Annotated in this window: 22 protein-coding genes and 1 pseudogene; 9 read left to right on the plus strand and 14 right to left on the minus strand. The window is 61.2% G+C overall.

The genetic code is table 11. The features are described from left to right. Together QZ184_RS04050 and QZ184_RS04055 are read right to left on the minus strand one after the other, a co-directional pair. Window positions 1-267 (minus strand): annotated as a pseudogene (locus QZ184_RS04050) (ABC transporter ATP-binding protein); the annotation flags it as partial. Then, on the minus strand, window positions 264-1997 hold the full coding sequence (locus QZ184_RS04055; RefSeq protein ID WP_296418269.1) for an ABC transporter transmembrane domain-containing protein: 1734 nt from the start codon (window positions 1995-1997) through the stop codon (window positions 264-266). The gene QZ184_RS04055 and the pseudogene QZ184_RS04050, both read right to left, overlap by 4 nt. A 193-nt stretch (window positions 1998-2190) precedes the next feature. Between QZ184_RS04055 and QZ184_RS04060 the strand changes: the two genes are divergently transcribed. Next, window positions 2191-2871, plus strand: coding sequence for a hypothetical protein (locus QZ184_RS04060; RefSeq protein ID WP_296418271.1), 681 nt, complete (start codon window positions 2191-2193; stop codon window positions 2869-2871). Here QZ184_RS04060 and folP read toward each other — a convergent pair. Genes folP through QZ184_RS04085 form a run of 5 tightly spaced genes read right to left on the minus strand, consistent with a single transcriptional unit; the run spans window position 2868 to window position 6804 of the window. Next, complete coding sequence (gene folP / locus QZ184_RS04065) at window positions 2868-3701, minus strand: dihydropteroate synthase (RefSeq protein ID WP_296416416.1); 834 nt, start codon at window positions 3699-3701, stop codon at window positions 2868-2870. The two genes, QZ184_RS04060 and folP, sit on opposite strands and share 4 nt — an antisense overlap. After that, complete coding sequence (gene tpiA, locus QZ184_RS04070; RefSeq protein WP_296418273.1) at window positions 3701-4432, minus strand: triose-phosphate isomerase; 732 nt, start codon at window positions 4430-4432, stop codon at window positions 3701-3703. Before tpiA ends, folP begins: the two co-directional genes overlap by 1 nt. Window positions 4433-4477: 45 nt before the next feature. Next, the gene (locus tag QZ184_RS04075) at window positions 4478-4702 is read right to left on the minus strand and encodes an RNA-binding S4 domain-containing protein (RefSeq protein WP_247478842.1); all 225 of its coding nucleotides are present in this window, start codon (window positions 4700-4702) and stop codon (window positions 4478-4480) included. Between the two features lie 9 nt (window positions 4703-4711). Continuing rightward, window positions 4712-5902: a GGDEF domain-containing protein gene (locus QZ184_RS04080; RefSeq protein WP_296418275.1), complete on the minus strand. Its 1191-nt coding sequence runs from the start codon at window positions 5900-5902 to the stop codon at window positions 4712-4714. A 59-nt stretch (window positions 5903-5961) separates the two neighbouring features. Then, on the minus strand, window positions 5962-6804 hold the full coding sequence (locus tag QZ184_RS04085; protein WP_296418277.1) for an ABC transporter substrate-binding protein: 843 nt from the start codon (window positions 6802-6804) through the stop codon (window positions 5962-5964). 364 nt (window positions 6805-7168) lie between these two features. On the opposite strand from QZ184_RS04085, the gene QZ184_RS04090 reads away from it, so the two are divergent. From QZ184_RS04090 to QZ184_RS04105, 4 genes are all read left to right on the plus strand, one after another. Then, a complete protein-coding gene (locus QZ184_RS04090) occupies window positions 7169-8863 on the plus strand; it encodes a GGDEF and EAL domain-containing protein (RefSeq protein ID WP_296418279.1) in 1695 nt (564 codons plus the stop codon). 92 nt (window positions 8864-8955) lie between these two features. Next, complete coding sequence (locus QZ184_RS04095; protein WP_247478846.1) at window positions 8956-10692, plus strand: ABC transporter ATP-binding protein; 1737 nt, start codon at window positions 8956-8958, stop codon at window positions 10690-10692. Between the two features lie 9 nt (window positions 10693-10701). Further along, window positions 10702-11088 carry a hypothetical protein gene (locus QZ184_RS04100; protein ID WP_247478847.1) on the plus strand — a complete coding sequence of 129 codons (387 nt, stop codon included), beginning with the start codon at window positions 10702-10704 and terminating at the stop codon, window positions 11086-11088. Between the two features lie 26 nt (window positions 11089-11114). After that, on the plus strand, window positions 11115-11342 hold the full coding sequence (locus QZ184_RS04105) for a DUF6447 family protein (protein ID WP_010317799.1): 228 nt from the start codon (window positions 11115-11117) through the stop codon (window positions 11340-11342). On the opposite strand, the gene cysK is transcribed toward QZ184_RS04105, so the two are convergent. Then, window positions 11343-12323, minus strand: coding sequence for a cysteine synthase A (gene cysK / locus QZ184_RS04110; RefSeq protein WP_010317798.1), 981 nt, complete (start codon window positions 12321-12323; stop codon window positions 11343-11345). It abuts the gene before it with no gap. Between the two features lie 100 nt (window positions 12324-12423). Between cysK and QZ184_RS04115 the strand changes: the two genes are divergently transcribed. The 3 genes from QZ184_RS04115 to QZ184_RS04125 all read left to right on the plus strand — a co-directional run bounded on the left by QZ184_RS04115 (window position 12424) and on the right by QZ184_RS04125 (window position 14436). Then, window positions 12424-12915, plus strand: a complete 492-nt coding sequence (locus QZ184_RS04115) for a DUF308 domain-containing protein (RefSeq protein WP_296418282.1) — start codon at window positions 12424-12426, stop codon at window positions 12913-12915. Continuing rightward, a complete protein-coding gene (locus QZ184_RS04120) occupies window positions 12912-14114 on the plus strand; it encodes an FAD-dependent monooxygenase (RefSeq protein WP_296418285.1) in 1203 nt (400 codons plus the stop codon). Before QZ184_RS04115 ends, QZ184_RS04120 begins: the two co-directional genes overlap by 4 nt. A 94-nt stretch (window positions 14115-14208) precedes the next feature. Next, window positions 14209-14436 (plus strand): hypothetical protein, encoded by a 228-nt coding sequence (locus QZ184_RS04125; protein WP_296418287.1) that lies wholly within the window; start codon window positions 14209-14211, stop codon window positions 14434-14436. On the opposite strand, the gene QZ184_RS04130 is transcribed toward QZ184_RS04125, so the two are convergent. From QZ184_RS04130 to QZ184_RS04155, 6 genes are all read right to left on the minus strand, one after another. Further along, on the minus strand, window positions 14437-17103 hold the full coding sequence (locus tag QZ184_RS04130; protein WP_296418289.1) for an HAD-IC family P-type ATPase: 2667 nt from the start codon (window positions 17101-17103) through the stop codon (window positions 14437-14439). Between the two features lie 37 nt (window positions 17104-17140). Then, on the minus strand, window positions 17141-19309 hold the full coding sequence (locus QZ184_RS04135; RefSeq protein WP_296418291.1) for a glutamine synthetase III: 2169 nt from the start codon (window positions 19307-19309) through the stop codon (window positions 17141-17143). Window positions 19310-19357: 48 nt separating this feature from the next. Then, entirely contained in the window at window positions 19358-19600 is a 243-nt protein-coding gene (locus QZ184_RS04140) for a hypothetical protein (RefSeq protein ID WP_247478852.1), read from the minus strand. Window positions 19601-19665: 65 nt separating this feature from the next. Continuing rightward, complete coding sequence (locus tag QZ184_RS04145) at window positions 19666-20358, minus strand: pirin family protein (protein WP_296418293.1); 693 nt, start codon at window positions 20356-20358, stop codon at window positions 19666-19668. Next, window positions 20358-20867 carry an NAD(P)H-dependent oxidoreductase gene (locus tag QZ184_RS04150; protein ID WP_296418295.1) on the minus strand — a complete coding sequence of 170 codons (510 nt, stop codon included), beginning with the start codon at window positions 20865-20867 and terminating at the stop codon, window positions 20358-20360. The genes QZ184_RS04145 and QZ184_RS04150 overlap by 1 nt, the downstream gene beginning before the upstream one ends. Continuing rightward, window positions 20867-22093: an FAD/NAD(P)-binding oxidoreductase gene (locus QZ184_RS04155; protein ID WP_296418297.1), complete on the minus strand. Its 1227-nt coding sequence runs from the start codon at window positions 22091-22093 to the stop codon at window positions 20867-20869. Before QZ184_RS04155 ends, QZ184_RS04150 begins: the two co-directional genes overlap by 1 nt. A 203-nt stretch (window positions 22094-22296) precedes the next feature. Here QZ184_RS04155 and QZ184_RS04160 point away from each other — a divergent pair. Beyond that, window positions 22297-22966: rubrerythrin family protein (locus tag QZ184_RS04160; RefSeq protein WP_296418299.1), on the plus strand; the 670-nt coding region annotated here is incomplete at its 3' end.

A 22966-nucleotide genomic window follows, 5' to 3' on the forward strand; every position in this document is an offset into this window, starting at 1 on the left:
GTAACCCTGTAACTGATCCCAGCTCTGAAGACGCTCCTGGGTGCTGCCGTAGCCCAACCGCAACAGCAGGTTCCGGGCTTCCACCAGGTCCATCTGACGGGGATCAGGACCAAACAGCTCAAACAGCTGCTCTGACCGTCCCATCCACATCAACTGCTGCAACAACAGTCGCAGGCAAAAGGCCAACGGAGCTTCGGGACTGAGCGTCAGGTCGCGAATCAACTGAGCGGGACTGCTGGATTCAGAGCCATTGCGGGACAAAGTCATGACCTGGCCTCCTGCAGGGCGGATTGGAGATCGAGTTGTTGATCAGCAAGCCCGGAGAGCACCAACCCCCGACCCGCAATCAACACGGTTAAGTGGCCGTGACAGCGGTGAAGGGCCCGTGTGAGTCCATCGATAAAAGCCTTCCCGTAGGAACAATCACTGAGATCAAGAAGCAGGAGGTGAGGATTACGAGTCAGAGCCGTCACCAGGTGCGCAAGGGCTTGAGCGTCACGCGAGAGGCCCGTTGGAAGCGTTCCACCCATGGCTGTTCCATAGCCGTGGGGCAAGGCACGAACCTGGTGATCCAAGCCAGTCAGGAAGGACCAGAACAAGGCTTTTCGCCTCAGGCGACTGGGCTGAAAACAGGTGATGTTCTCCAGCAACGTCCCCTGGAAAAAAGCGCGGGATGGATCGACGTAAGCAATGTCATCCCGTAGCTCAACGCGTCGATAGGACGCGATCGGCTCACCATCCAGGGACAACTCAGGGTTAGGGCTGACCTGAATTAACTCCAGAAACAACTGCCGTACATCAACGCCAAAGCGCTGATCCCGAAGCAACACAACAGAGCCTTTCTTCGCCTCGACCAATGGAGAACCGTGCCGCGAAATGGTGAGCAGACCCCCAGATGGAAGCTGCCGGCTGCCCCCAGGACCTTCGACAGGCAAGGCCATCAGTGCGTCGTATTCATCCCTCGAAAGGCTCAAGCGGCGATAGCTGTTCCATAGCCCCATCGCTTGCTGCCAAGGGGCGAGGATCTTGCCAAGCAACAGCAGAGCAGCAGCAAGGGCACCGACGAGTAGACGATCGTTCACGACCAACAGCGCACCCCAGGTGACGCCAGCGGCAAACGTGATCTGTCCCATCAAGGAACCAAAAGCCTGGTACTGCCCAGCGAAGGTGTTGTGCAGCATCCGGTCATAGGCCTGCTCTTCTTGAAAGCGCTCACTAGCCACCAAGAACTTCGAACCAAGGCCATTGGATTTGATCAAATCCATGGCATCGACCAACTTGTCTTGATAGGTGCGGGTCTCAAGCTCGGTTTGATCCCGACGTCGTGAGAGCCGCTCGTAGTCCCGAGCGAAGGCCAGAGCGCGAAAGAGGTAGACAATGATCGCGAGAACAGCGACCACTCCAACGCTGCCAGCGATCAAGAACAAGACGACCACAAACAACAGCGAGAAAAGCAAATCAATGGCAGTGGTCAGCGCCTGCAAAGCACTCTCATCGCGCAGAAGATTGATGCTGTTCAAACGCTGCAAATGCCGACCTGGGGATAGTGCCAAGAAATCCGGCAGTCCCAACTGCAAGAAATGGGACACAGCCTCGACCCGCTTCTGATGCTCGACGCGAGCTCCATCAGCACCGGTCAACACCAGACGCACACTTTTGAGCCAGCCCCCCAAGATCATCAACAGCACAACACCCACGCTCAAGACCACCAAGCTCGACATCGAGCCAGAGGGGAGGACTGAAGTGAAGACGATATTGATGTAGAGCGGGGAAGCAAGCTCGAGAAGATTGATCAGCACTGAAGCCACCAAGATGGGCTTGAGCTGGTAATCCGACCACTGCACGTATCGCAAGGACTGGAAGAAGCGATGGGACATCGCTTCTTCCAAGAGGTCAAGTGCAGCATTCAGCGACTGTTTGCAGCGACGAATCGATGCCGAGAGAACATGCCGGAAGCTCTTGCGCGAAAGGACCGCCTCATCAAGGCTCGAAACCATGTGCCCCCAAAATTGCCTGCCAAAAACATATGCAGCTCCAAGCCCGCTGAAGGCGCCAGGGGAACTCTTAAGAAAGGGAATCGTTTCGCGTCGCTTTTCGAAACACAAGCATCAAGCACCCTTCATCAGCCGGCGACAGGATTCAATCTGATTAGTCTTCGGGACAACCAAGCAAAGCGGTGAGGACCGGCTCGTGTTTCGTTTTCAGCTCTCCACTGAGCGCAATCAAGTGGAATTGATCGCCAATGGACAAGGACAGTCCATACCCTTTCAGGTGATCGGTCCGGCGACCGAGATAGCTTTTGTTGAGGAGTTAGTCGAACAGCACTTTGGCTCGTTGTGTGTCAAGCCAGGGGATCTACTGGACTTTCTCCAGAATGACCCCTGGATTCAAGAAACCTTTCAGAGCCCAACTGTGATCGAAGGAGAACTCGAAGCAGCCCTACTCGATGCTGAGGCCGAGAAAGACTTCTTTCAGACGAAGCCCCTTGGCCAAAAGTTGGTCAGTGCAGGAGTGATCGATCTGGACGAACTCGAGCAACTCCTTTTGGATTACCAACCATTTGCTGCCAACCAGCGTTTGGGTGAATTCCTCAGGCTGAATCTCAAAGTCTCTGGGCCGATGCTGGAATTACTGATTAATCCGTCGCTCTATGCCGATCGAGGCTTCAATGACCAGCGCCTCGGAGAGCGCCTGAAAGAGCTAGAGCTCATCAGCGAGGACAGACTCAATCAAGCCCTGGCCAGCCAGCGGATGAATGGCAAGCGACTTGGAGAGATCCTGGCCAACCAAGGGGTGATTTCAGAGCAGATGGCCAAGTTCTTTAGTGAGGCTCAACTCACACCAGCCGGCGAGATTGAATTCGCGAGTTAAGCCCAAAGCGCATCCGCCATGCGTGCCACCTGGACAATGGCCGCTCCATCGTGAACACGGACCACATCCACACCAGCCGCGACGCAACGGGCAACGACAGCTGCAGTACCCCAGAGTCGAGCCTTAGGGCGGGGCTCATCCAAAACAGCTCCGATAAAGCGCTTGCGCGAAGGCCCCACGAGAAGCGGGATGCCATCAGCCTTGAGCTGCTCAAGTCCCTTGAGCAGCTCAAGATTCTGTTCAGTGGTTTTGGCAAACCCCAAGCCTGGATCCCAAATCAAGCGCTCCATGCGAACACCCGCAGCAAGAGCGCGCTCGGTGGCATGCCGCAGCTCCCTGAGAACGCCAGCAATCACACCCTCAGGGCCGTAGTCCGTCAACGAATCCATGGAGTGGCTGTCCCCTCGGGAGTGCATCAGCACATAGGGGCAGTCCGCTGCGGCGACAACAGCCAACAAATCGGGATCCCGAACGCCGCCGCTGATGTCGTTGATCCAATCCGCTCCAGCTTCAATGGCTCGCTGGGCGACGCAGGCCCGATACGTGTCCACCGAGATCAGCGGCTGACCCAATCCCGGCGGGAAGGCTGATCGAATCGCCTGGAGACTGGGGAGGAGGCGATTGAGCTCCTCTACACCGCCGACATCCTCTGCACCAGGACGGGTGCTTTGGGCGCCAAGATCCAAAACCCCCACACCTGCTTTGACCAATGTCTTGGCCTGCCGCAAGGCCTGGTCTGGAGAGCGAAAGCGACCACCGTCACTGAAGGAATCGGGGGTGAGATTGATCACCCCCATCACCTGGGTTGGTTGGCCCAAGGGCCTTGCCATCAGACCGGCTGGTAGTTCGCAATGCGAGCGAAGCCCTCTGGATCCAGGGAAGCCCCACCCACGAGAACGCCGTCGATATCGCTCTGGGCCATCAACTGGTCAATCGTTCCTGGATTCACAGAACCGCCGTACTGCACCACCACGTCGGAATAACCAACCCAGTCTCGAATCAGTCCGCAGATCCGATTGGCTTCAGCCGCTTCACAGGTTTTGCCCGTGCCAATGGCCCAAATCGGTTCGTAGGCAATGATCAATCGGCTGTGATCCAAGCCATCCACCCCTTGCTGCACCTGGCGGCGGATCACCTTCTCTGCTTCCCCTGCCTCCCGCTGCGAATCGCTCTCGCCAACGCACAGGATCGGGGTGATGCAGTGCTTCTGGGCACTACGGGCCCGAAGATTGATTTGCTCGTCAGTCTCGCTGTAGTACTTGCGTGGCTCACTGTGGCCAACAATGGCGTGACTCACTCCATGCTCGAGGAGCATGCCGGCAGAGACCATCCCCGTAAAGGCGCCCTTCTCTTGCCAGTGGATGTTCTGAGCCGCAATCCGTATCCCACTGCCCGCCAGGGAACTGCTCAAGCTGGCGATGGCCGTAAAAGGAGGCGCCAGAACCACCTCACGATCGCTAGGAAGGCCGGCCACCAGAGGCTTGAAGCTCTCAGCAAAGGCCTGCGCTTCAGCGCAGGTCATATGCATCTTCCAATTGCCCGCGATGACAGCCTTCCGCACTGCGTTCATAGGTCGACTAGCGATCCAACCTAAGGTCTGGGGTCCTCAGCGAAGGTCGAGCTGCTGAGGTACGAGAACTGTCTGACCAGCGAACTCGACCCGGTCGCCGGCTTTCAGCTTCCGACCACGCTGGGTCTCCTGGAAGCCATTGACCCGGACCTCCCCGCCTTGAATGCGCTGCTTGGCTTCACCGCCTGTGAAGACCAAGCCTTGCCATTTCAGAAATTGATCCAGGCGAATGGGCTCGGAGGTCCCCAGGGGTGTGGTCACGCTGTCAACTCATGCCAGTTGCATTGTCCAACCCTGAGTCCCCGCCTCGTTTGGTGGAACCAGGTTGTTTCCACCATTGCCTTTAGCCGCATAGAGACCCACGTCTGCAGCAGCCAAGAGCTCATCGATGTTGCAGACCCGTGCCAAACGTGAATCCGCCATGCCGATCGACAATGTGAACTGGACAAGAGACCCGTCATTCAGCCGCCAGGAACGGGCTGCAACCTGACGGCGCAAGGACTCCAGAACAGCAGCCGCTTCTTCAGCGGACTCCAGCATCAGAACAGCAAATTCATCGCCTCCGAGGCGACCAATCAGATCGCCAGAGGGAATCACGTCACGAAAGAGTGTGGATAACTGACAGATCACTTCGTCCCCGGCGGGGTGACCATAGGTATCGTTAATCGATTTAAAACGATCGATATCAATCAAAGCGACAACACATAGGCAGTGATTTTGGTTGAACTGTCCAATCTGCTGGGTAGCCATCTCAAAAAAGGAACGACGATTAAAAACGCCAGACAAAGAATCGACTTGAGCCAATCCCAATAACTCTGGCAAAAGGCGGCGACGCAAAAAGAACACCAGCGCCGTTTCCGTCAGAAAGAGTGGTGCAAAACCTGCAAGAAAAACGAGCGCAATCCAACGGGACCAGCGCTGAGTCACTGGAGACAGATCAAGCTCGAGAACCAATAGCCCACGGGTCCCCAGATCAGGCCGCCCCTCAATCGCCAAGGGAGTCGGGGCAATGTGGACCAGTCGCTCACCGCCAAAGGCAGGGATGAGTCCTAGAAACTGATTAACCGGTTGAACAGAATGGCAAGCGGCAGCCGCATCGGCTGGACGAAGGCACGTCAACAAATCACTCGAGTTTTCTCCAAGCCTTGTCCACCAGCTGAGGCCAAAGACTGAACTGCCCAGCATCGTGTTGTCATTCGCGGCAATGACTCTTCCACCTGGACCGAGAAGAACAGCCGAGTGCAAGCCTCTAGAAGCGGCTTTGAGCTGGAGCTCTCGCTGGACTTCCTCGACGGGTTGATAACTGGTGACGCTACGAACAAGGTCGTGCTCAATGGAGCGTGCCTGGAGTTCTGCCTCTCTCATGGCGGCATGCACAACCAGAAATCCGCTAACCCCAACCAAGAGGCAAGATCCCAAAGCGGTCACAAGCAGGGACAGGAAGATCAATTCCTGATTCACCCGTTGATGCAGAAGACCCTTGGTTGAGGGAACCAGTCGCTGGACTGATCGGAGGTGACTCATTGTGCCGCTTCTACATACGTAGAAGTCACCTTCGGTATGATCGAGCCTCGCGGAATGAGCTGCAGTTTCTCTTGCAAATCACGCACCGCTTCAATATTGCGAGCGACCCGTCCCTCAGGCTGTAGCATTTCGACCTGATCAGACAAGCTGAAATAACGCAGACCCTGTTCCGCTGCACGAAACTCATCGACGCTCAGGCGTTCCCGTTCAGCCAGTAGTGGAAGGGCTCTCTGAGGCCTTAGCCTGGCTTCAGCATGGGCTGCAGACCAAGACCTCAACAGGGAAACAACGCTGTTTTGGTTGAGTTTGAGAAAGTTTTTTTCAACCACCAAGACAGTCAGGATCTCCCCCGGAATGACTGCACTATTGAAGAGTGGGCGTAAGGGAGCGCCTCTTAAAATGACGCAGCTAGAGGGAGAGGGCAGTACTGCCGCATCGACAGAGCCAGTGAACAAGGCTTTTGGCATCAACCCAAGTTCCATCTTGCGCATCTTGATCTCACTGAGCGATAAACCATGAAGCTGAAGTGCCCGACCGAGGACAAACGGTCCAAAGTTGGAGCGCGAAACGGCAATCGACTTCCCCTTTAGATCTCGAATTGAGAGCAGTGACGGTACAGAAATAATCTGATCAGCCTCGACTGACTCATCCAGAACCAAGATGACAACCGGGCATCGCTCAGGCACTCGAGCACAAAGCTCAACCAACTCGATAGTGGTTAATTGTGCTATCGGAAGTTCTGCCCTGAGATAAGCATGAACAATGGATTGAGGGTCTGGATACTGCCGAGGAAAGATCTCAATACCCTCGACCCGGTCAAACCCCAACTCGTGAGCCAAATAAAAGTACTCATAACCAGGCCAACTCGAGACAGGGACATCAACGGAGGGGCGACGTGAAGCGCAAGATCCGACGAACCAGACAAGGCAGGAAGCCAGCAGTAGGCCAGGAAGGGATCTCCGAGACATCCAAAGGGGCAGCCTGAGGCCAAGTTCAACCTAGTGGCCAAGCCTGAGAAAAAAGCCTTTCACTCGAAGCAGATCTCACTCAGATCTGTGACTAGGGTTGAGCTGAAGAGTTGGTCCGTAGTGCCTTCTGTCCAAAGCAGTCAGTGATCCAGAGGCCATTCTTCAGCTGCTACTGAATGCCGAGTACCACCTCAAACTTGGCTCCTGGCTCCAGAAGCATGGTGGCGATGGGTCGATGCTCTGGTCGCCGCAGCTCTGTCAGATTCTTCGCTCGGAGGAAGGAGGTGGGCAGACCATGGACCAGTTACTCGCTGTCGTCGCCAAAGAAGATCGAGAGCGAGTGCGAACGGAACTCCAGCAATCGCAATTGAGCGGACAAGCCGGCCGAATCAGGCATCGACTTCGCTTGAAGGATGGCGATGAGTGCTTCGTCGATCATCGCTGCTTTACAAGCTATGACAACAAAGGACGCCCTCTCTACTCCATCGGGACCCTGCAGGAGTGCCCAGGAGTTCAAAGCACCAAAGGCGAAAGATTCGAGCCAATCCAAACAGACAGACTGACCTGTCTACCCAATCGCGCAGCAACAGACATCTACATCAGTGAGCTCATCCGTGACGTCATCAGTGGAGTCAGCAAAAACACCAGGATCACAGTCACCTGCCTAGACATCGATCACTTCCAAGAGATCAATGACACGTTTGGAATCGCCAATGGAAACAGACTTTTAGTCTGGATAGCGAGACATCTTCGCGATCAGATCACCCCGGAAGACTGGCTTGCAAGGCTCGAAAGCGACAGCTTTGTCATCATTCAGACAGACGGAATCCAGAGCACTCAGGACGCCATCCAGCATGGCAAACGGTTACAGAAGGGGCTTCGATTAACTTCGAGGAGCCTAGAAAAGCTGCCATCAATACACCTCAGTGCCTGCATTGGGATCAGCACTTGGCCTGGCATCACAACAGCCGATGACGATCCGATTCAATCCGCCAGAACAGCTCTTGCCGCTGCCCAAAGACGCGGGCCAGGAAAAGTTCAGGTGTATTCAGAATCCCTCAGCGCGACGATTCGCGAGGCCCTTGACCTCGAGCAAAAGCTCTCGACTGCCATTGAAAGGAATGAACTCGAACTTCACTATCAGCTGCAGTTTGATCAGAGAGGCAGCCTCATGGGAGCAGAAGCACTGCTTCGGTGGGACCGTCACGGGGAAGCCTTTATTCCATGTAAACGATTTATCCCTGTCGCCGAGCAGAGTGGATTAATCGAAGACATTGGTAGCTGGGCCCTAAAGAATGCGGTTCAACAATTCGCCGAGTGGCAGCGCAACAACATCAACATCCCAAAACTATCAATCAACGTTTCAGCCGAACAACTCAACCCCGATGCTGAGCCGCTCGATGAGTTAATAACCGAAATCTGTCACCTGGAAGGGCTTTCCCCCAGTCGCATCGAGCTAGAACTCACAGAAACTGCATTGCTCAAAAATCCCCATGACGCAGCCATACGCCTTCAAAGGCTTCAAAAGCTAGGGGTTTGTCTTTGGGTTGATGATTTTGGCACAGGTTTTTCCAATCTGAAATCGTTGCAGAGACTGCCACTCAAAGGATTCAAAATCGACAAGAGCTTTGTGAGAGATATGGAGCAAGACCCTAATGATTATTCGATTGTTCGGGCCACAACCCAACTCGCCCATGGACTCGGATTGAAATCCCTAGCCGAAGGAGTTGAGTCGATCCAACAACTCCAGCAACTCAAGCGACTGGGATGTGATGGCTTTCAGGGCTTTCTTTTGGCAAAGCCGAAGAATGCCGAAGAGATGGCCAGAGAGCTCAACGACACCATCAGCCATGCGAAGCGACTGTGCATGGCAGACGAGCCTGAACGAGTGGAGCCAGCCAGATCAAGAACCAATCAGTCAAAGCCGTAGTCCAGCAGCTCGACCAGCTTGCGTCGATACAACGACCAGCGACCCTTTCTTCCAACGGCAGTCGTTTTAAAAAGCGCTGATAGCTTGCCCCGATGCTTGCACCCTCATCGGCCGGCTTCCGGCGCCTGCTGCCGCTGCTGAAGCCCCACCGTCCCGCGCTGATCGCGGGTGGGGCCTGCATGCTCGTCTTTGTGGTCTGCTGGCCGCTCCTGGCCTGGTTGGCCGGTCAGCTGATTCCCGCGATCGGAGCCGGTGACTTCAACCGGGTGCTGCAGGTCATCGGCCTGGCCCTGACGGTCTTCATGCTGCAGAAGATCGCACAGTTTGGTCAGGACACCCTGCTGGCGGGACCGGCTCTGCAGGTCAGCCAGGAACTGCGCCGCCGGCTGTTCGCGCGGCTCCAACGTCTGGATTTCGGAGTGCTCGAGAAGCTCTCTGCCGGCGACCTGACCTACCGCCTGACAGAAGACGCCGATCGGGTGGGCGAGGTCATTTACAAGACGATCCAGGACACCACCCCCTCGGTGCTGCAGCTGGTGGTGGTCTTCGGCTACATGGTCTGGCTGGACTGGAAGCTCTCCATCGGCACCCTGCTGCTGGCCCCCTTGGTGGCCGTGCTGGTGAGCGTCTTTGGCGCCAAGGTCATGGGCGCCGCAGAAAAGAGTCAAAAACAAGTCAGCGAATTGGCCTCCCTGCTGGGAGAAGCGATCTCCGGACTCCCCCTGGTGCGGGCCTTTGCCGCTGAGCCCTGGCTGCAGCAGCGCTTTGAAGTTGAGATCGATCTGCATCGCAAGGCCCGCTACCGCACCCAGAAGCTGCTGGCCCTGCAGTACCCCGTCGTGGGCTTCCTGGAGGCCGCGGGCATCCTGGCGGTGCTGCTCATGGGCGCCGCCCGCATCCAAAGCGGTGACCTTGATGGACAGGGCTTCAGCAGCTACGTCGCCGCCCTGCTGATGCTGATCGACCCGATCAGCCACCTGACCACCAACTTCAACGAGTTCCAACAGGGCCAGGCCTCCCTCAAGCGCCTGCGGGAGATCGAGCGGGAAGCGGTCGAGCAACCCGATCGCCCGGACGCCCAACCCCTGGGGCGCGTCGCTGGCGAGCTGCTGCTCGAGCAGGTGAGTTTTGGCTACGACCCGCAGCAGCCCGTTCTGAAGAACCTCTCGCTCCAGGTCAAACCTGGCCAGGTCGTGGCCCTGGTCGGTCCCTCGGGGGCAGGCAAGAGCACCCTCTTTTCCCTACTGCTGCGCTTCAACACCGCCCAGGGCGGTCAGGTGCTGCTGGATGGGCGCAACCTGGCGGACCTCAAGGCCGCTGAGCTGCGCACGGCCGTGGCGCTGGTGCCTCAACAGAGCGCTGTCTTCTCTGGCACGGTCGCCGAAGCGATCGCCTTTGGCCGGCCGGCCACCCGGGAGCAGATCCAAGCGGCCGCACGCCTCGCCAATGCCGACGGTTTCATCGAGGCCCTTCCCGGCGGTTACGACGCCCGCGTCGAGGAGCGGGGCAGCAACTTCTCCGGCGGCCAACTGCAACGGCTGGCCATTGCCCGGGCGGTGCTCGGCAACCCGGCGGTGCTGCTGCTGGATGAGGCCACCAGCGCCCTCGATGCCGAAGCAGAAGAAGCCGTGCAGAGGGGCCTCGATCAGGCCATGCAGGGCCGCACGGTTCTGGTGATTGCCCACCGCCTCTCCACCGTGCAGGAGGCCGATTCGATCCTGGTGCTCGAGAACGGCAAGATCGTCGATCAGGGCAACCACGACCTACTGATCAGCCGCCCTGGCCGCTACCGCGACCTCTGCGAGCGCCAGCTGATTCGCGGTGCTTAACCTGGTCCCATGACGGACCAGGGCCCCACCGCCAAGCCACTCGGTGAGATGCCCGTCTGGGAATACCGGGTCATCCACATCAATGTGGACAACAACAATCCCCCGGCGCCCCCAGACCCAAAGGTGGCCAGTGAGCGGATGGGCGGGAAGCTCAGCCCGGAGTTCATCAGCCGGGAGTTCCCCCAGCAGTACGGACCGGAGCAGCAGGCCAAGGCCAAGGCCGCCCCGAAGCACCCCGCTGAGCAACTGCAGCACTTCCTGAACCTGCTGGGGAAGGAGGGCTGGGAGCTCACCACCACCACCCAGGTCGGGCAGCTGCTGATGTTCTTTTTCAAGCGACCGCTGCGGCCCCTGCCCAAGCAAATTGCAGCGGCAGAGAGCAAGAAAGACCCGTAAGGTGACCCGGTCTACCGCCTTGTGTCGTGACCGACTCCGCCGCCCAGATCCCCCCCGTCCTGACCTTTGAGGGGAAGCGCTACGACCTCAACACCCTGCCTGAGGAGGTCAAGGAGCTGGTGCGCGGCATGCAGGTGGCCGATGCCCAACTGCGCATGCACGAGGACACCCTCAAGGTCCTGGCGGTTGGCCGTCAGTCCATGGCCATGCAGCTCAACGACCGGCTGCAGGGCGTCACACCGATGGCGGACTGATCAGGCGATCGGCAGACCGCGCTCGTTGAAGATCCCCTCGAACAGGACCGAGCTGAGATAGCGCTCACCGGAGTCCGGGAGGACCACAACGATCGTCTTGCCGGCATGGGCTGGATCCTTGGCCAGGCGCAGGGCTGCCACCGCGGCGGCCCCGCAGCTGATGCCGGCCAGGATCCCCTCTTCTTTGGCGAGGCGCCGGGCCATCTCGACGGCCTCCTCATCGCTGACCTGCTCGACGGCATCGACCATGGCCAGATCCAGGTTGCCGGGAACAAAACCAGCACCGATCCCCTGAATCTTGTGGGGGCCGGGTTGCAGGGCATGGCCCCCTTTGGTCTGGCTGATCACCGGGCTGTTGATCGGCTCGACCGCCACCGTGTGCAGAGGCTTGGCCAGGGTGTTTTTGATGTAGCGGCTCACCCCGGTCAGGGTGCCGCCGGTGCCAACACCGGAGACGAAGACGTCGACGTTGCCGTCGGTATCGCTCCAGATCTCAGGGCCGGTGGTGTCGTGGTGGATCTGAGGATTCGCCGGGTTCACGAACTGCTGCAGCAGCACGTAGCGATCGGGATCGCTGGCGGCGATCTCCTTGGCCCGGTTCACGGCCCCCGTCATGCCCAGCCGGCCCTCGGTGAGCTCGAGGTGTGCCCCAAAGGCCGTCAGCAGCTTGCGCCGCTCCAGGCTCATCGTTTCGGGCATGGTCAAGGTGAGCTTGATGCCCTTGCTGGCCGCCACAAACGCCAGGGCAATCCCGGTGTTGCCGCTGGTGGGCTCAATCAGCTCCTTGCCGGGGCCCAGCAGACCATCCCGTTCGGCGGCCGCCACCATCGCCGCACCGATCCGGCACTTCACCGAATAGGCAGGATTGCGGCCCTCGATCTTGGCCAGCACGCGCGCTCCGCAGCCCTCGGTGATGCGGTTGAGCTGAACCAGTGGGGTGCGCCCGATCGTGAGGCTGTTATCGCTAAAGATCGCGGCCATGGGGCTCTGGGCTGCACACACAACAGTGGCCGCACCCTAAGAACTGGGCAGGCAAATAGGGAAAACGTTTCTAGGGTTCGGATGATTTCGTAGTCCTGCTGTGGACCCCAAAAACCAGCGCCGCATCGCCGCCGTTCTGCTGGCTCTGGCGGGTGCGACCTCGATCGCGCTGCCCTTCATTTCGGCCACGGCCCTGACCTTGAGCATCGGGGTGATCGCGGCGGTGGCTGGGGTCAGCCAACTGCTGCGCCTCGGCCAAGCCGAGGACACCAAGGGCAAGGTCTTTCGCGGGCTCTCGGGTCTCTTCTATGTCGTGGCGGGCATCTGGGTCGTGGCCTACCCGGTTGAGAGTGAAATCAGCCTGACCCTCTTTGCCGGACTGCTGCTGATCTTTGAGGGGGTGATGGAGCTGGCCTCGGCCGCCGCCAGCCAGGCCCAGGCCCGCGGCCTAGTGCTCGCCGATGGCCTGATCACGGCCCTGCTGGGGGGACTGCTCGTGGCGGAATGGCCCAGCGACAGCCTCTGGGCCGTGGGAACTCTCTTCGGGATCTCCCTGTTCTTCACTGGGTTCAGGCTGCTGACGGCTGAGTGACCCTCTTGCCCCGGTTCATCGTTGTTGGAGCGGGGCCCGCTGGATTGAGCCTGGCGCTCCAGCTCGCCGAAGGCGGAGCGCAGGTCGAGCTGATCGAAGCCAGTGAACGCTTTAGCCGGCAGTTCCGCGGCGATGCCCTGATGCCCAGCGGCCTGGAGGCCCTGGCCCGAATGGGACTGCTGCCGCTGCTGGAGCAGCTGCCGCAGCGGCCCCTGGAGGGATGGAGCGTCTGGCTCGAGCGCCAGCGCCTTTTCCAGGTGGCAGAACCCCTGGGGTCGCTGCAACCCTGCCGGCTCGTACCTCAGCAGAGCCTGCTGGAGGCACTGCTCGAGCGCGCCCTGCGCTGCCCGACGCTGCGCTGGAGACCAGGCCAGGCTGTCCGCCGGCTCCTCCGGTGCGATGGGCGCATCAGTGGCGTCGAGCTCAGCAACGCCGAGGCGCTGCAGGCGGATCTGGTCATCGGCTGCGATGGCCGCGGTTCACTGCTGCGTCAACAGGCCGGAATTCCACTGCGCCACTCGGGCAGTCCACTGGAGTTGCTCTGGTTTGCGCTGCCTGGACCGATCCCCAGCGACTGCGTCTGGGGTTTCCAGACCCTCGTGGCCGGCGGCCGCATCGGCAGTGCCTGCCTCAACGCCTCAGGGGATCTGCAACTGGCCTGGTTGCTCGAGCCCCAGGACAGCGCAGAGTCCCTCACCCCGCAGGAGTGGGCAGAGCGGTTGGCGGCGCTGGCACCGGAGCCCCTGGCCCATCTGCTGCAGGAGCGGGGGGAGAGGCTGAGCGCCCCCGTGCGCTTCAAGGTTCAGGTGGGCATGGCGGAGCGCTGGCAGCAACCGGGATTGCTGCTGCTTGGAGATGCCGCCCACCCGATGAGTCCGGTTCGTGCCCAAGGCATCAACCTGGCGTTGCGGGACAGCCTGGTGGCGGCTGAGTTGCTGCTGGAGCGCTCCAGTGACCTCGATGGAGCAGCACAGGCCATTGAGACACGCCGGCGGGCAGAGGTCAGCCAGATGCAGCAGCTTCAGCAGGCGGAAGCGAGGCAGGGCCATTGGCTTGGCCATCAGCGCATCCTCCGCACGGGACTGATAGGAGGACGCGCCATCACCGGGCCCTTGGCACAACGGGTGTGGACCAACAGGCAAGGACCACTACGGGACGGTCGCTGGAACGCCTTGGCCGGGGCAAACCTTCAGCCCTAAGGATCAAGACAGGCCAGCGTCACGCGCTTTGCATAGCCAAGCCCGGGGGTTGGAGCCAGAGTGTGATCAGCCGTCAGGACATGGACGACCTGGGATGTCCGACAACCTCCAAGACGAACGCTGGATCGAGGTCTGCCCCCATTACGGCGGGCCGAACTGCAACGAGCACTGTGCGGCCCGGCTTCGGGAGGTGTTCAAGCACTACGACGTCAATATCCCCACTGTTGATCAGTTCTGCCCCCTGAAAGGGGAGCCAACAACCTCACCGCCAGAGAAGCCGCGGGATCGCTTTGAAGTGATGCACGAGCAGCCGAGCGATTGATCAACCCAAGGTGGCGGGGGACCGTCGCTCCATGGGATCCAACCACTCGGCACAACGCGTCACCGGAATCATCAACAGCATCGGCAAGGCGCAAACCGCCAACTGCGAGCCATTCAGCGGGCTTGTACCGAAGAAGGCATTCATCCAACCGGCCTGACTGAAGAGCCCTTGCAGGGCGAACGTGGCCATCACTCCCAGGGGGACGGCAGGTGCCTGGCGCAGATCCCGCAAGCGGAACGGCCAGACCTGGCGCCAGTGGCTAATGGCCACGAGATAAACCAAGTGCGACAGCACCAAACCCTGCACCGCCATCGTCCGGGCCAACGGAAGATCACCGAACTGATGCTGAGCCCAGAAGAACAGCCCGAAGATCACACACCAATTGAAGAGGGAGACCAGGATCACGCGTCGTATTAATGCCGGGTTCAAGAGGGGCTCTTCCGGCTGTCGCGGCGCCTGGTTCATCAACGCGGGGCTCAGCGGTTCAAAGGCCAGGGCGATGGACATGGTCAGTGAACAAATCATGTTCAGCCAAAGCACCTGCAATGCACTGACGGGCAAGGGGGTCCCCAGCAGACCCGCCATCAGGATCGTCATGGAGGCGCCGCCATTCACCGGAAGGACAAAGGCCAGGGTCTTCCTCAAGTTGAGGTAGACCCCGCGACCTTCTTCCACGGCCGCCTCGATCGTGGCGAAGTTGTCATCGGTCAGCAGCATGTCGGCGGCCTGACGGGCCACCTCCGTCCCACTGCGTCCCATGGCGATGCCGATGTCCGCTTGCTTCAGAGCGGGCGCATCGTTGACGCCATCGCCGGTCATGGCCACCACTTCGCCGTTGGCCTGCAGTGCCTCAACCAGCTGAAGTTTCTGGGCTGGGGCAACACGGGCAAAGACATCGACGGAATCCACCACCTCCGCCAGGGCGTCGGAGCTCAGGGCTGCCAAGGCCGATCCATCCATGGCCTGAACCTCTCCAGGGGAGCCAATTCCCATCAACCGAGCAATGGCGATGGCCGTTTGAATGTGATCGCCGGTGATCAATTTCACCTTGACCCCAGCGGCCCTGCAGGCGGCAACCGCTTGGATCGCCTCCGGTCGCGGCGGGTCCTGCATTCCTTGGAGGCCAAGAAAGGTGAAATCGCCGTTGAGGTGGTGGTGCTCAAGCCGCTGCTGCTGTGCACCACGACCAATGGCAAACGCCAAGACCCGCTCGCCTTGGCCCGCCATGGCGGAGACCGCCGCCTGAATCGCCTCGGCATTGAGCACGCAACGCTGCCCCTGCGCGTCCAACGCATGACTGCAGCGCTGCAGAACAGCCTCCACGGATCCCTTCAGCAAGATGCGCTCACTGCCGTGCAGGGTCGCCATGTATTGCCGTTCGGACTCGAACGGAATCACATCGCGCCGCGGGTGCTGGTCATGGGCTGAGCGATGGTTCATCCCAACGGAATGTGCGGCCGCCAGCAGAGCCGTTTCGGTGGGATCGCCTACCCATTGGTCATCGCTACCGGCCTGTGCGTCGTTGCACAACAAGCCGGCCAGCAGGGTCTCCTGAAGAGCGAGATTGACTCCCTTGCCCGCATCGTCCATGGGCCAGAGGTCACGCAGTGGCTGGAGAATGCCGGCGGCATAGACATGCTCGACCGTCATCCGGTTCTGGGTGAGCGTCCCTGTCTTGTCTGAGCAGATCACGGTTGTACTGCCGAGCGTCTCCACGGCAGGCAACTTGCGGATGATCGCGCTGCGTTTGGCCATCCGATGGACGCCAATGGCCAGGATGATCGTGACAATCGCCGGGAGTTCCTCTGGGATGGCACCCACGGCGAGGGCCACGGCGCCATCGAACATCTCAGCCCAATCTCGTCCCTTCGCCAGACCCACGACAAAGGTGAAGATCGCGAGCAGAACGATCAGTCGCAGCAGCGTGCGACTGAAGCCCACCAACTTGCGGGTTAAGGGAGTGGAGAGGCTGACCGCCTGATTCAGGGCCACCGAGATCTGCCCCACCTCCGTGGCATCGCCAGTGGTCACCACAACGCCTGTGCCCTGCCCTGCGGTGACAAAACTCCCGGCGTAGGCCATGCAACTGCGCTCAGCGAGGGGAGCCTCTAGCTGCAACGCTCCGGTGGATTTCTCGACGGGCACTGACTCCCCAGTCAGGGCAGATTCATCGGTGCGCAAGGAGCGGACCTGCAGCAGCCGCAGATCCGCTGGAACCTTGCAGCCAGCCTCGAGCTGCACGACATCACCAGGCACCAACGCCTCGGAATCCAGCTGCAGGGCAGCGCCATCTCGGAGCACCAAGACATCGGTGCGGACGCTGTCGGCTAAAGCCGCGATCGCGCTCTCGGCTTTGCCTTCCTGAACGGTGCCGATCACCGCATTGATCACGGTGACGCTGATGATCACCAAGGCATCCTGCGGATCACCCATCGCGAGCTTGACGGCCCCGACGAGCAGGAGGGTGATCAGTAGGGGATTGTCGAACTGCTGAAGGAACCGAAGCCACAACGGCTTCAGCGGTTCAGGGCTCAGGCGATTCGTACCGACTTGATGGACGCGCCGTTGCACTTCCGCAGGGGAGAGCCCCCGCTTCGCGTCGGTCTCGAGTGCAGCAACAACCTCACCCCCGCTTGAGACGTAAGCAGGGGTGAGGAGCGGCTGCATCGCGGGGGCATCGAGCTAGCCCTAGCGATAGCTCAAATCAGCGGACGAAGAGCATCTCCTGGTAGGTGGGCAGCGGCCAGGCGGTGTCATCCACCAGACCCTCCAGGGCATCGGCGGCCTCCCGCAGTTCACCCATGCGGACCATCAGCTGGTCGGCGCAGTGACGCATGTGGGCCTCGGCGCCGTGGGGCGCATTGCCCAGGGCGGTCTCCAGGGCGGCGGCACGGTCCAGCAGCTGCTGATTCAGGCCAGCGATTTGCTGAGCGAGCGCCTTGGAGGGATTCAGGCCGATGGCCTCCTGCTCCTGCAGCGATCCAGCCAGCTCGCCGAGGTAGGCGCTGACGGCGGGATAGAGCTGGGTGCGGGCGATCCGCACGGCCAGGCGGGCCTCCACCTCGATCGCCAGGCAGTACTGCTCGGCATAGACCTCGTAGCGGCTCTCCAGCTCAACGGGGCTGAGCACGTTGTGGCGGGAGAAGAGGTCGCGAATGGCGGGACGCTGCAGCACCGGCAGGGCATCAGCGGTGGTGCGCAGGTTCTCCAAACCTCGCTCCTTGACGGCCAGCTCATGCCACTCGCTGGAGTAGCCGTCGCCGCCAAAGATCACGTTGCCGTTCTCCTGGGTGATCTGCTGCAGCACAGCCATGCTGGCCTTCTCGACGCTCTCGCCCTTAGCCGTGCGGGCCTCCAGCTGATCGGCGATCCAGGCCAGGGAATCGGCCAGCACCGTGTTGAGGACCACCAAGGGACCAGCCACGGACTGGCCGGAGCCCACGGCGCGGAACTCGAAGCGGTTGCCGGTGAAGGCGAAGGGTGAGGTGCGGTTGCGGTCGCCGGCGTCCTTGGGGAACTCCGGCAGGCTGTCGATGCCCAGGCGCATCATTCCGCCGGTGGCCGAGCTCTTGAGCTGGCCGCCCTTGATCTGGTTGAAGACGTCCTCGAGCTGGCTGCCGAGGTAGACGGAGATGATCGCCGGAGGTGCTTCGTTGGCGCCCAGGCGGTGGTCATTGCTGGCGGTTGCAATCGCCGCACGCATCAGCGGGCCGTACTGGTGCACGCCGCGGATCACAGCCCCGCAGAACAGCAGGAACTGCATGTTCTCGTGGGGGGTGTGACCGGGATCCAGCAGGTTGCCCTGGGTGCTGTTGCCGATCGACCAGTTGACGTGCTTGCCGCTGCCGTTGACGCCGGCGAAGGGCTTCTCGTGCAGTAGGCAAGTGAAGCCATGCTTCTTGGCCGTGCTCTTGAGCACGGTCATGATCAGCTGCTGGTGATCGGTGGCCACGTTGGCCGCCTCGTGCACCGGAGCGATCTCGAACTGGCCCGGAGCCACCTCGTTGTGGCGGGTCTTGGCGGGAACGCCCAGGCGGTAGAGCTGGTCCTCCACGTCCTGCATGAACACCTGAACCCGCTCGGGGATGGCGCCGAAGTAGTGGTCATCGAACTGCTGCCCCTTGGCCGGGGGAGCACCAAAGAGGCTGCGGCCCGAGAGCTGCAGGTCCGGGCGGAGCGCCATCAGGGCGTTATCCACCAGGAAGTACTCCTGCTCGGCGCCGCAGCTGGAGTTGATCGGGGCGATCTCGGTCTCGCCCAGCAGTTGCAGCACCCGCTTGGCCTGGCGGTTGACCGCGGCATTGGAGCGCAGCAGCGGAGTCTTCTTGTCCAGGGCCTCACCGGTCCAAGAGACAAAGACCGTCGGGATGCAGAGGGTGACGCCGTTGGGCGTGCGCATCAGCCAGGCGGGGCTGGTGGCATCCCAGGCGGTGTAGCCGCGGGCCTCGAAGGTGGAGCGCAGGCCACCGTTGGGGAAGGAGGAACCGTCGGGCTCACCCTGCACCAGCAACTTGCCGGTGAAAGCGGTGATGGCACGGCCATCACTCTTGGGGGTGATGAAGCCGTCGTGCTTCTCCGCGGTCAGGTTGGTGAGCGGATAGAAGACGTGGGAGTAGTAGAGGGCGCCGCGGCTGGTCGCCCAGTCCTTCATGGCGTTCGCCACGGAGTCGGCGATGGACGGGTCGATCGCACCACCTTCACGGATGGTTTTCTGAAGCGACTTGAACACCTGGCGAGGCAGGGCCTCCTTCATCCGAGCCAGGGTGAAGACGTCATCGGCCCAGATCTCGTGCAGGGCCGAAGGCTTAGTCACCGCAGCGGGCTTGCGCCGCTGAATGGTCTGCAGGGCAGCAAAACGCTCAGCGCTTGGCATGGCCACTTCGGTATCAAAGTGACACCATCATCGGCGACAGCAGGTCCGCTAGCGCAGGGTGCGCCAGTCGCCACTGGGGGTCCGGCGCTCCAGGCCAATGAACTGAGTGATCAGTTGATCCTGCAGTTCTGAGGGGATCGCAGGATCGATCAGCCCTTGATGGACCAGCCAGGTCAGGGCCGCGCTTTGGGCGAGCTCAAGGCTCTCAAAGCAGTCATCGAGGACTGGATGGGGTTCACCGCCACGGTCCGTCAAGCGGAATTCCACGGGGAAGGAATGGAGGAGTGTCATCAGCCCAAGCCTGGCGGCAACGGCGCAGCCGTGCGGCAGCGCAGGACACAGCTTCTGGTAGTCCGCTAGCTCAGCTCAAACAGCAGCAGATCCACCCCATCGGCTCCAGCCTGAACAGAAGCCGGAGCCTCGCCGGCAGCCAGTCCCAGGCCATCACCCCGGGCCAAGGGCTGGGGCAGGGCCAAGCCACCCGTGATGATCTGCAGCCAACTGGCGCAGCGCTCGGAGGCCGGCCAGGCCAGCACGGTCCCCGCTGGGACCTGGGCGCGCCAGAGCCGCACGGACCGATGAATCGCCATAGCCCCATCAGCGGCCTGGGGGTCGATCAGGGGCGTCCAGCCCTCGGCCAAAGCGAAGGGCTTCTGTTCGTAGTCAGGGGGGATCCCCGCTGAGGCGGGTTCAATCCAGATCTGCAGCAGGCGGCAGGGGGCCTGGCCGCCATTGACCTCGCTGTGGACCACACCAGTGCCAGCGCTCATGCGCTGCACCTCCCCGGCCCGCAGCACCTCGGCATGGCCCATGGAGTCGCGGTGGTGCAGCTCCCCCTCGACCATCACCGTGATGATCTCCATGTCCCGGTGCGGGTGCATGCCAAAGCCCTTGCCGGCGGCAATGACGTCGTCATTGATGACCCGCAGCGGACCGAAGCCCATCCAGGCCGGGTCGTAGTGACTGGAGAAGGAGAAGCTGTGCCAGCTGTCGAGCCAATCGAGCTGGCTATGGAAACGCTCAGCTGCAGGACGCAACAGCGGGGGCATTACTCGGGGGCTTGAAGCCGCTGCAGTCTGGCGAGCAGGTCCGCGATGCTGTCGTCCTTGGCCGGGTGGCTGCCGTTGCTCACCAGCTGACGACCCACGACGTGGGCGCCCAAGTGCGCCAATTGCAGCCGCAGGGCGGTCATCACCGTGTAGCCACCGCCGCCCGAGTGGGTCGCGATCACAACGGGCCGGCCATTGAAGAGGGCCCGGAAGTCGCTGCCCTGCACCGACAGCCAGGCGATGGCGCTGGTCAGCACCGGCGGGATCGAGCCGTTGTATTCCGGAGCGCAGATCACCCAGCGGGGGGTGTCCATCAGCTTCTGCTGCAGCCCGGCGAGAGCGGCCGGGGGGCCCTGCTCCTGGGCGCGGGGCGTGAAGAGCGGCAGGTCAACGGCGGTGAGATCCAGCACCTCAGCACTGCAGCCTTGGTTCTGGGCCGCCGCCGCAAAGCGCTCGGCCAGCTTGAGGTTTTCGCCATTGCTGGCGCTCAGGACGAGAACGTCAGCCACTACTTCACGCCAGGGATGAAGCGGCGCTCGTGGTCACCGCCTTTGAGCATCCGGTTCCAATAGACCCAGGGCAGCACCACGCTCTTCATGATCCACATGCTCCAGCGCTCCTTGGTGGGATCCAGGGGGAAGGAGGGGGTGGGCTGCTGCTCGTAGTTGAACTCGGCCATGATCGTCTTGCCGTAGCCGGTGATCAGCGGGCAGCAGCTGTAGCCGTCGTAGGACCCCTGACCCTGGCCGCCCTCAAGCTGAGCCAGCAGGTTGGTCACCAGGACCGGGGCCTGACCGCGCACCGCGGCGGCGGTCTTGGAGTTGGGCATGCCGCCCACATCACCGATGGCAAAGACGTTGGGGAAGCGCACGTGCTGGAGGTTGTGCTTGCCCACCTCGACAAAGCCACTAGCGGCAGCCAGGGGGCTCTGGGCCACGACATCCGGGGCCGCCATCGGCGGGGTGACGTGCAGAAGCTCGTAGTTGATGACCTCCTCGCGGGGCTCCTCGCCCTCTTTGCTGACCTTGAAGACCGCCTCTTTGCTCGCCGGCCTGACCTCGATCAGGGTGTGGGAGTAGCGGGCATCGATGCCCTTGCGGGCCACCACCTCCCGCAGGGGCGCGGCATAGGTGGGGACGCCAAAGATTCCAGGGGTGGCCGTGGCGTAGATGACCTTGCTCTTGGCCGCTATCGCGGGATCGCGCTTGATCGCGTCATCGGCCAGGTAGGCGATCTTTTGCGGCGCACCGGGGCACTTGATCGGCATGGGCGCGCAGGTGAAGACCGCGTTGCCGCCCTTGAAGTTCTGGATGCACTCCCAGGTGTAAGCAGCGAAATCCTTGGAGTAGTTGCTACAGACCCCGCCTTTGCCCAGGGCCTCAGGCAAGCCCTTGATGGCCTCCCAGTTGAGCTTCATCCCGGTGGCCACCACCAGGGCGTCGTAGGTCAGGGTTTGACCAGCGCTGGTGCTGACGCTGTTGCTCTCGGGGGTGAAGCCCGAAGCGGACTCACGGATCCAGGTGACACCCGCGGGAATCAGGCTGGCCTCGTTGCGGCGGGTCTGCTCCAGGCTGAAGACCCCGCCACCGACCAGCGTCCAACCCGGTTGGTAGTAGTGATCGCTCGAGGGCTCAAGGATCGCGATGTCCAAGGCCGGACGGGCCTTCTTCAGGCGAGCCGCCACCGTGATTCCAGCGGCGCCGCCGCCCACGATCAATACCTGGTGATGGCCCATGGCCGCTGAATCAAGACGCGCTTACCCCAGATCTAACCAGAAGGGGACCAACCCGGCAGCCCCGCCGCAGGATTCCAGACGGCAATGGACAAATAAAGAAGGACTCGGCCGCAATGAGACCTAAGCAGAAATACTCAAAACCTATCCCGTACTCATAACGACTACGACTTAGCGCTTATGCTGTCCGCAGTTGATGCGAGTCGATGAACACCAGCAATCCCGGCACCCTGCAGAACCTCGAGGCGGCTTTTGGCGGCGAGAGCATGGCCAACCGCAAGTACTTGTTTTTCGCCGATCTGGCCAAGCAACTCGGCCATGGCGAACTGGCGCGGCTGTTCCGGGAGACCGCCCAGCAGGAAACCGAGCACGCCTTTGCCCACTTCCGCCTGCTGCACCCCGAATTGGTGGTGGAGAACCCTGAGGCCCTGAGCCAGGACGCCAAGGACGCACTACTGGCGCGCTGCCTCGAGCTGGCCATTGAAGGGGAGACCTACGAGTTCGAGGTGATGTACCCCGAGTTCGCCGCCCAGGCGCAGCGGGACCGCGACCAGGGAGCCGTGGCGGAATTCAACGAACAGATCGATGAATCCAAAGAGCACACCGGCGTCTTCAGAACCGCCGCTCGCAACTTCGGACTGCTGGCCCCCGTTGAGCAGCACCACGCCGGCCGCTACAGCCAGGCTCTGCAGTCCCTCACCGGCGCCGGCAATGGAGACAACAGGGCAACGCCCACCGCAGGGCGCTGGATCTGCAAGGTCTGCGGTGTGATCTACGACCCCGCCCAAGGGGACCCCGATTCAGGCATCGCGGCCGGCACGCCCTTTGAGTCGATTCCCGAGGACTGGAGCTGCCCCATCTGCGGGACCCGCAAGG

It is taken from the genome of Vulcanococcus sp. DEBay_Sum22DG08_74, assembly GCF_017852955.1.
GTDB lineage: Bacteria > Cyanobacteriota > Cyanobacteriia > PCC-6307 > Cyanobiaceae > Vulcanococcus.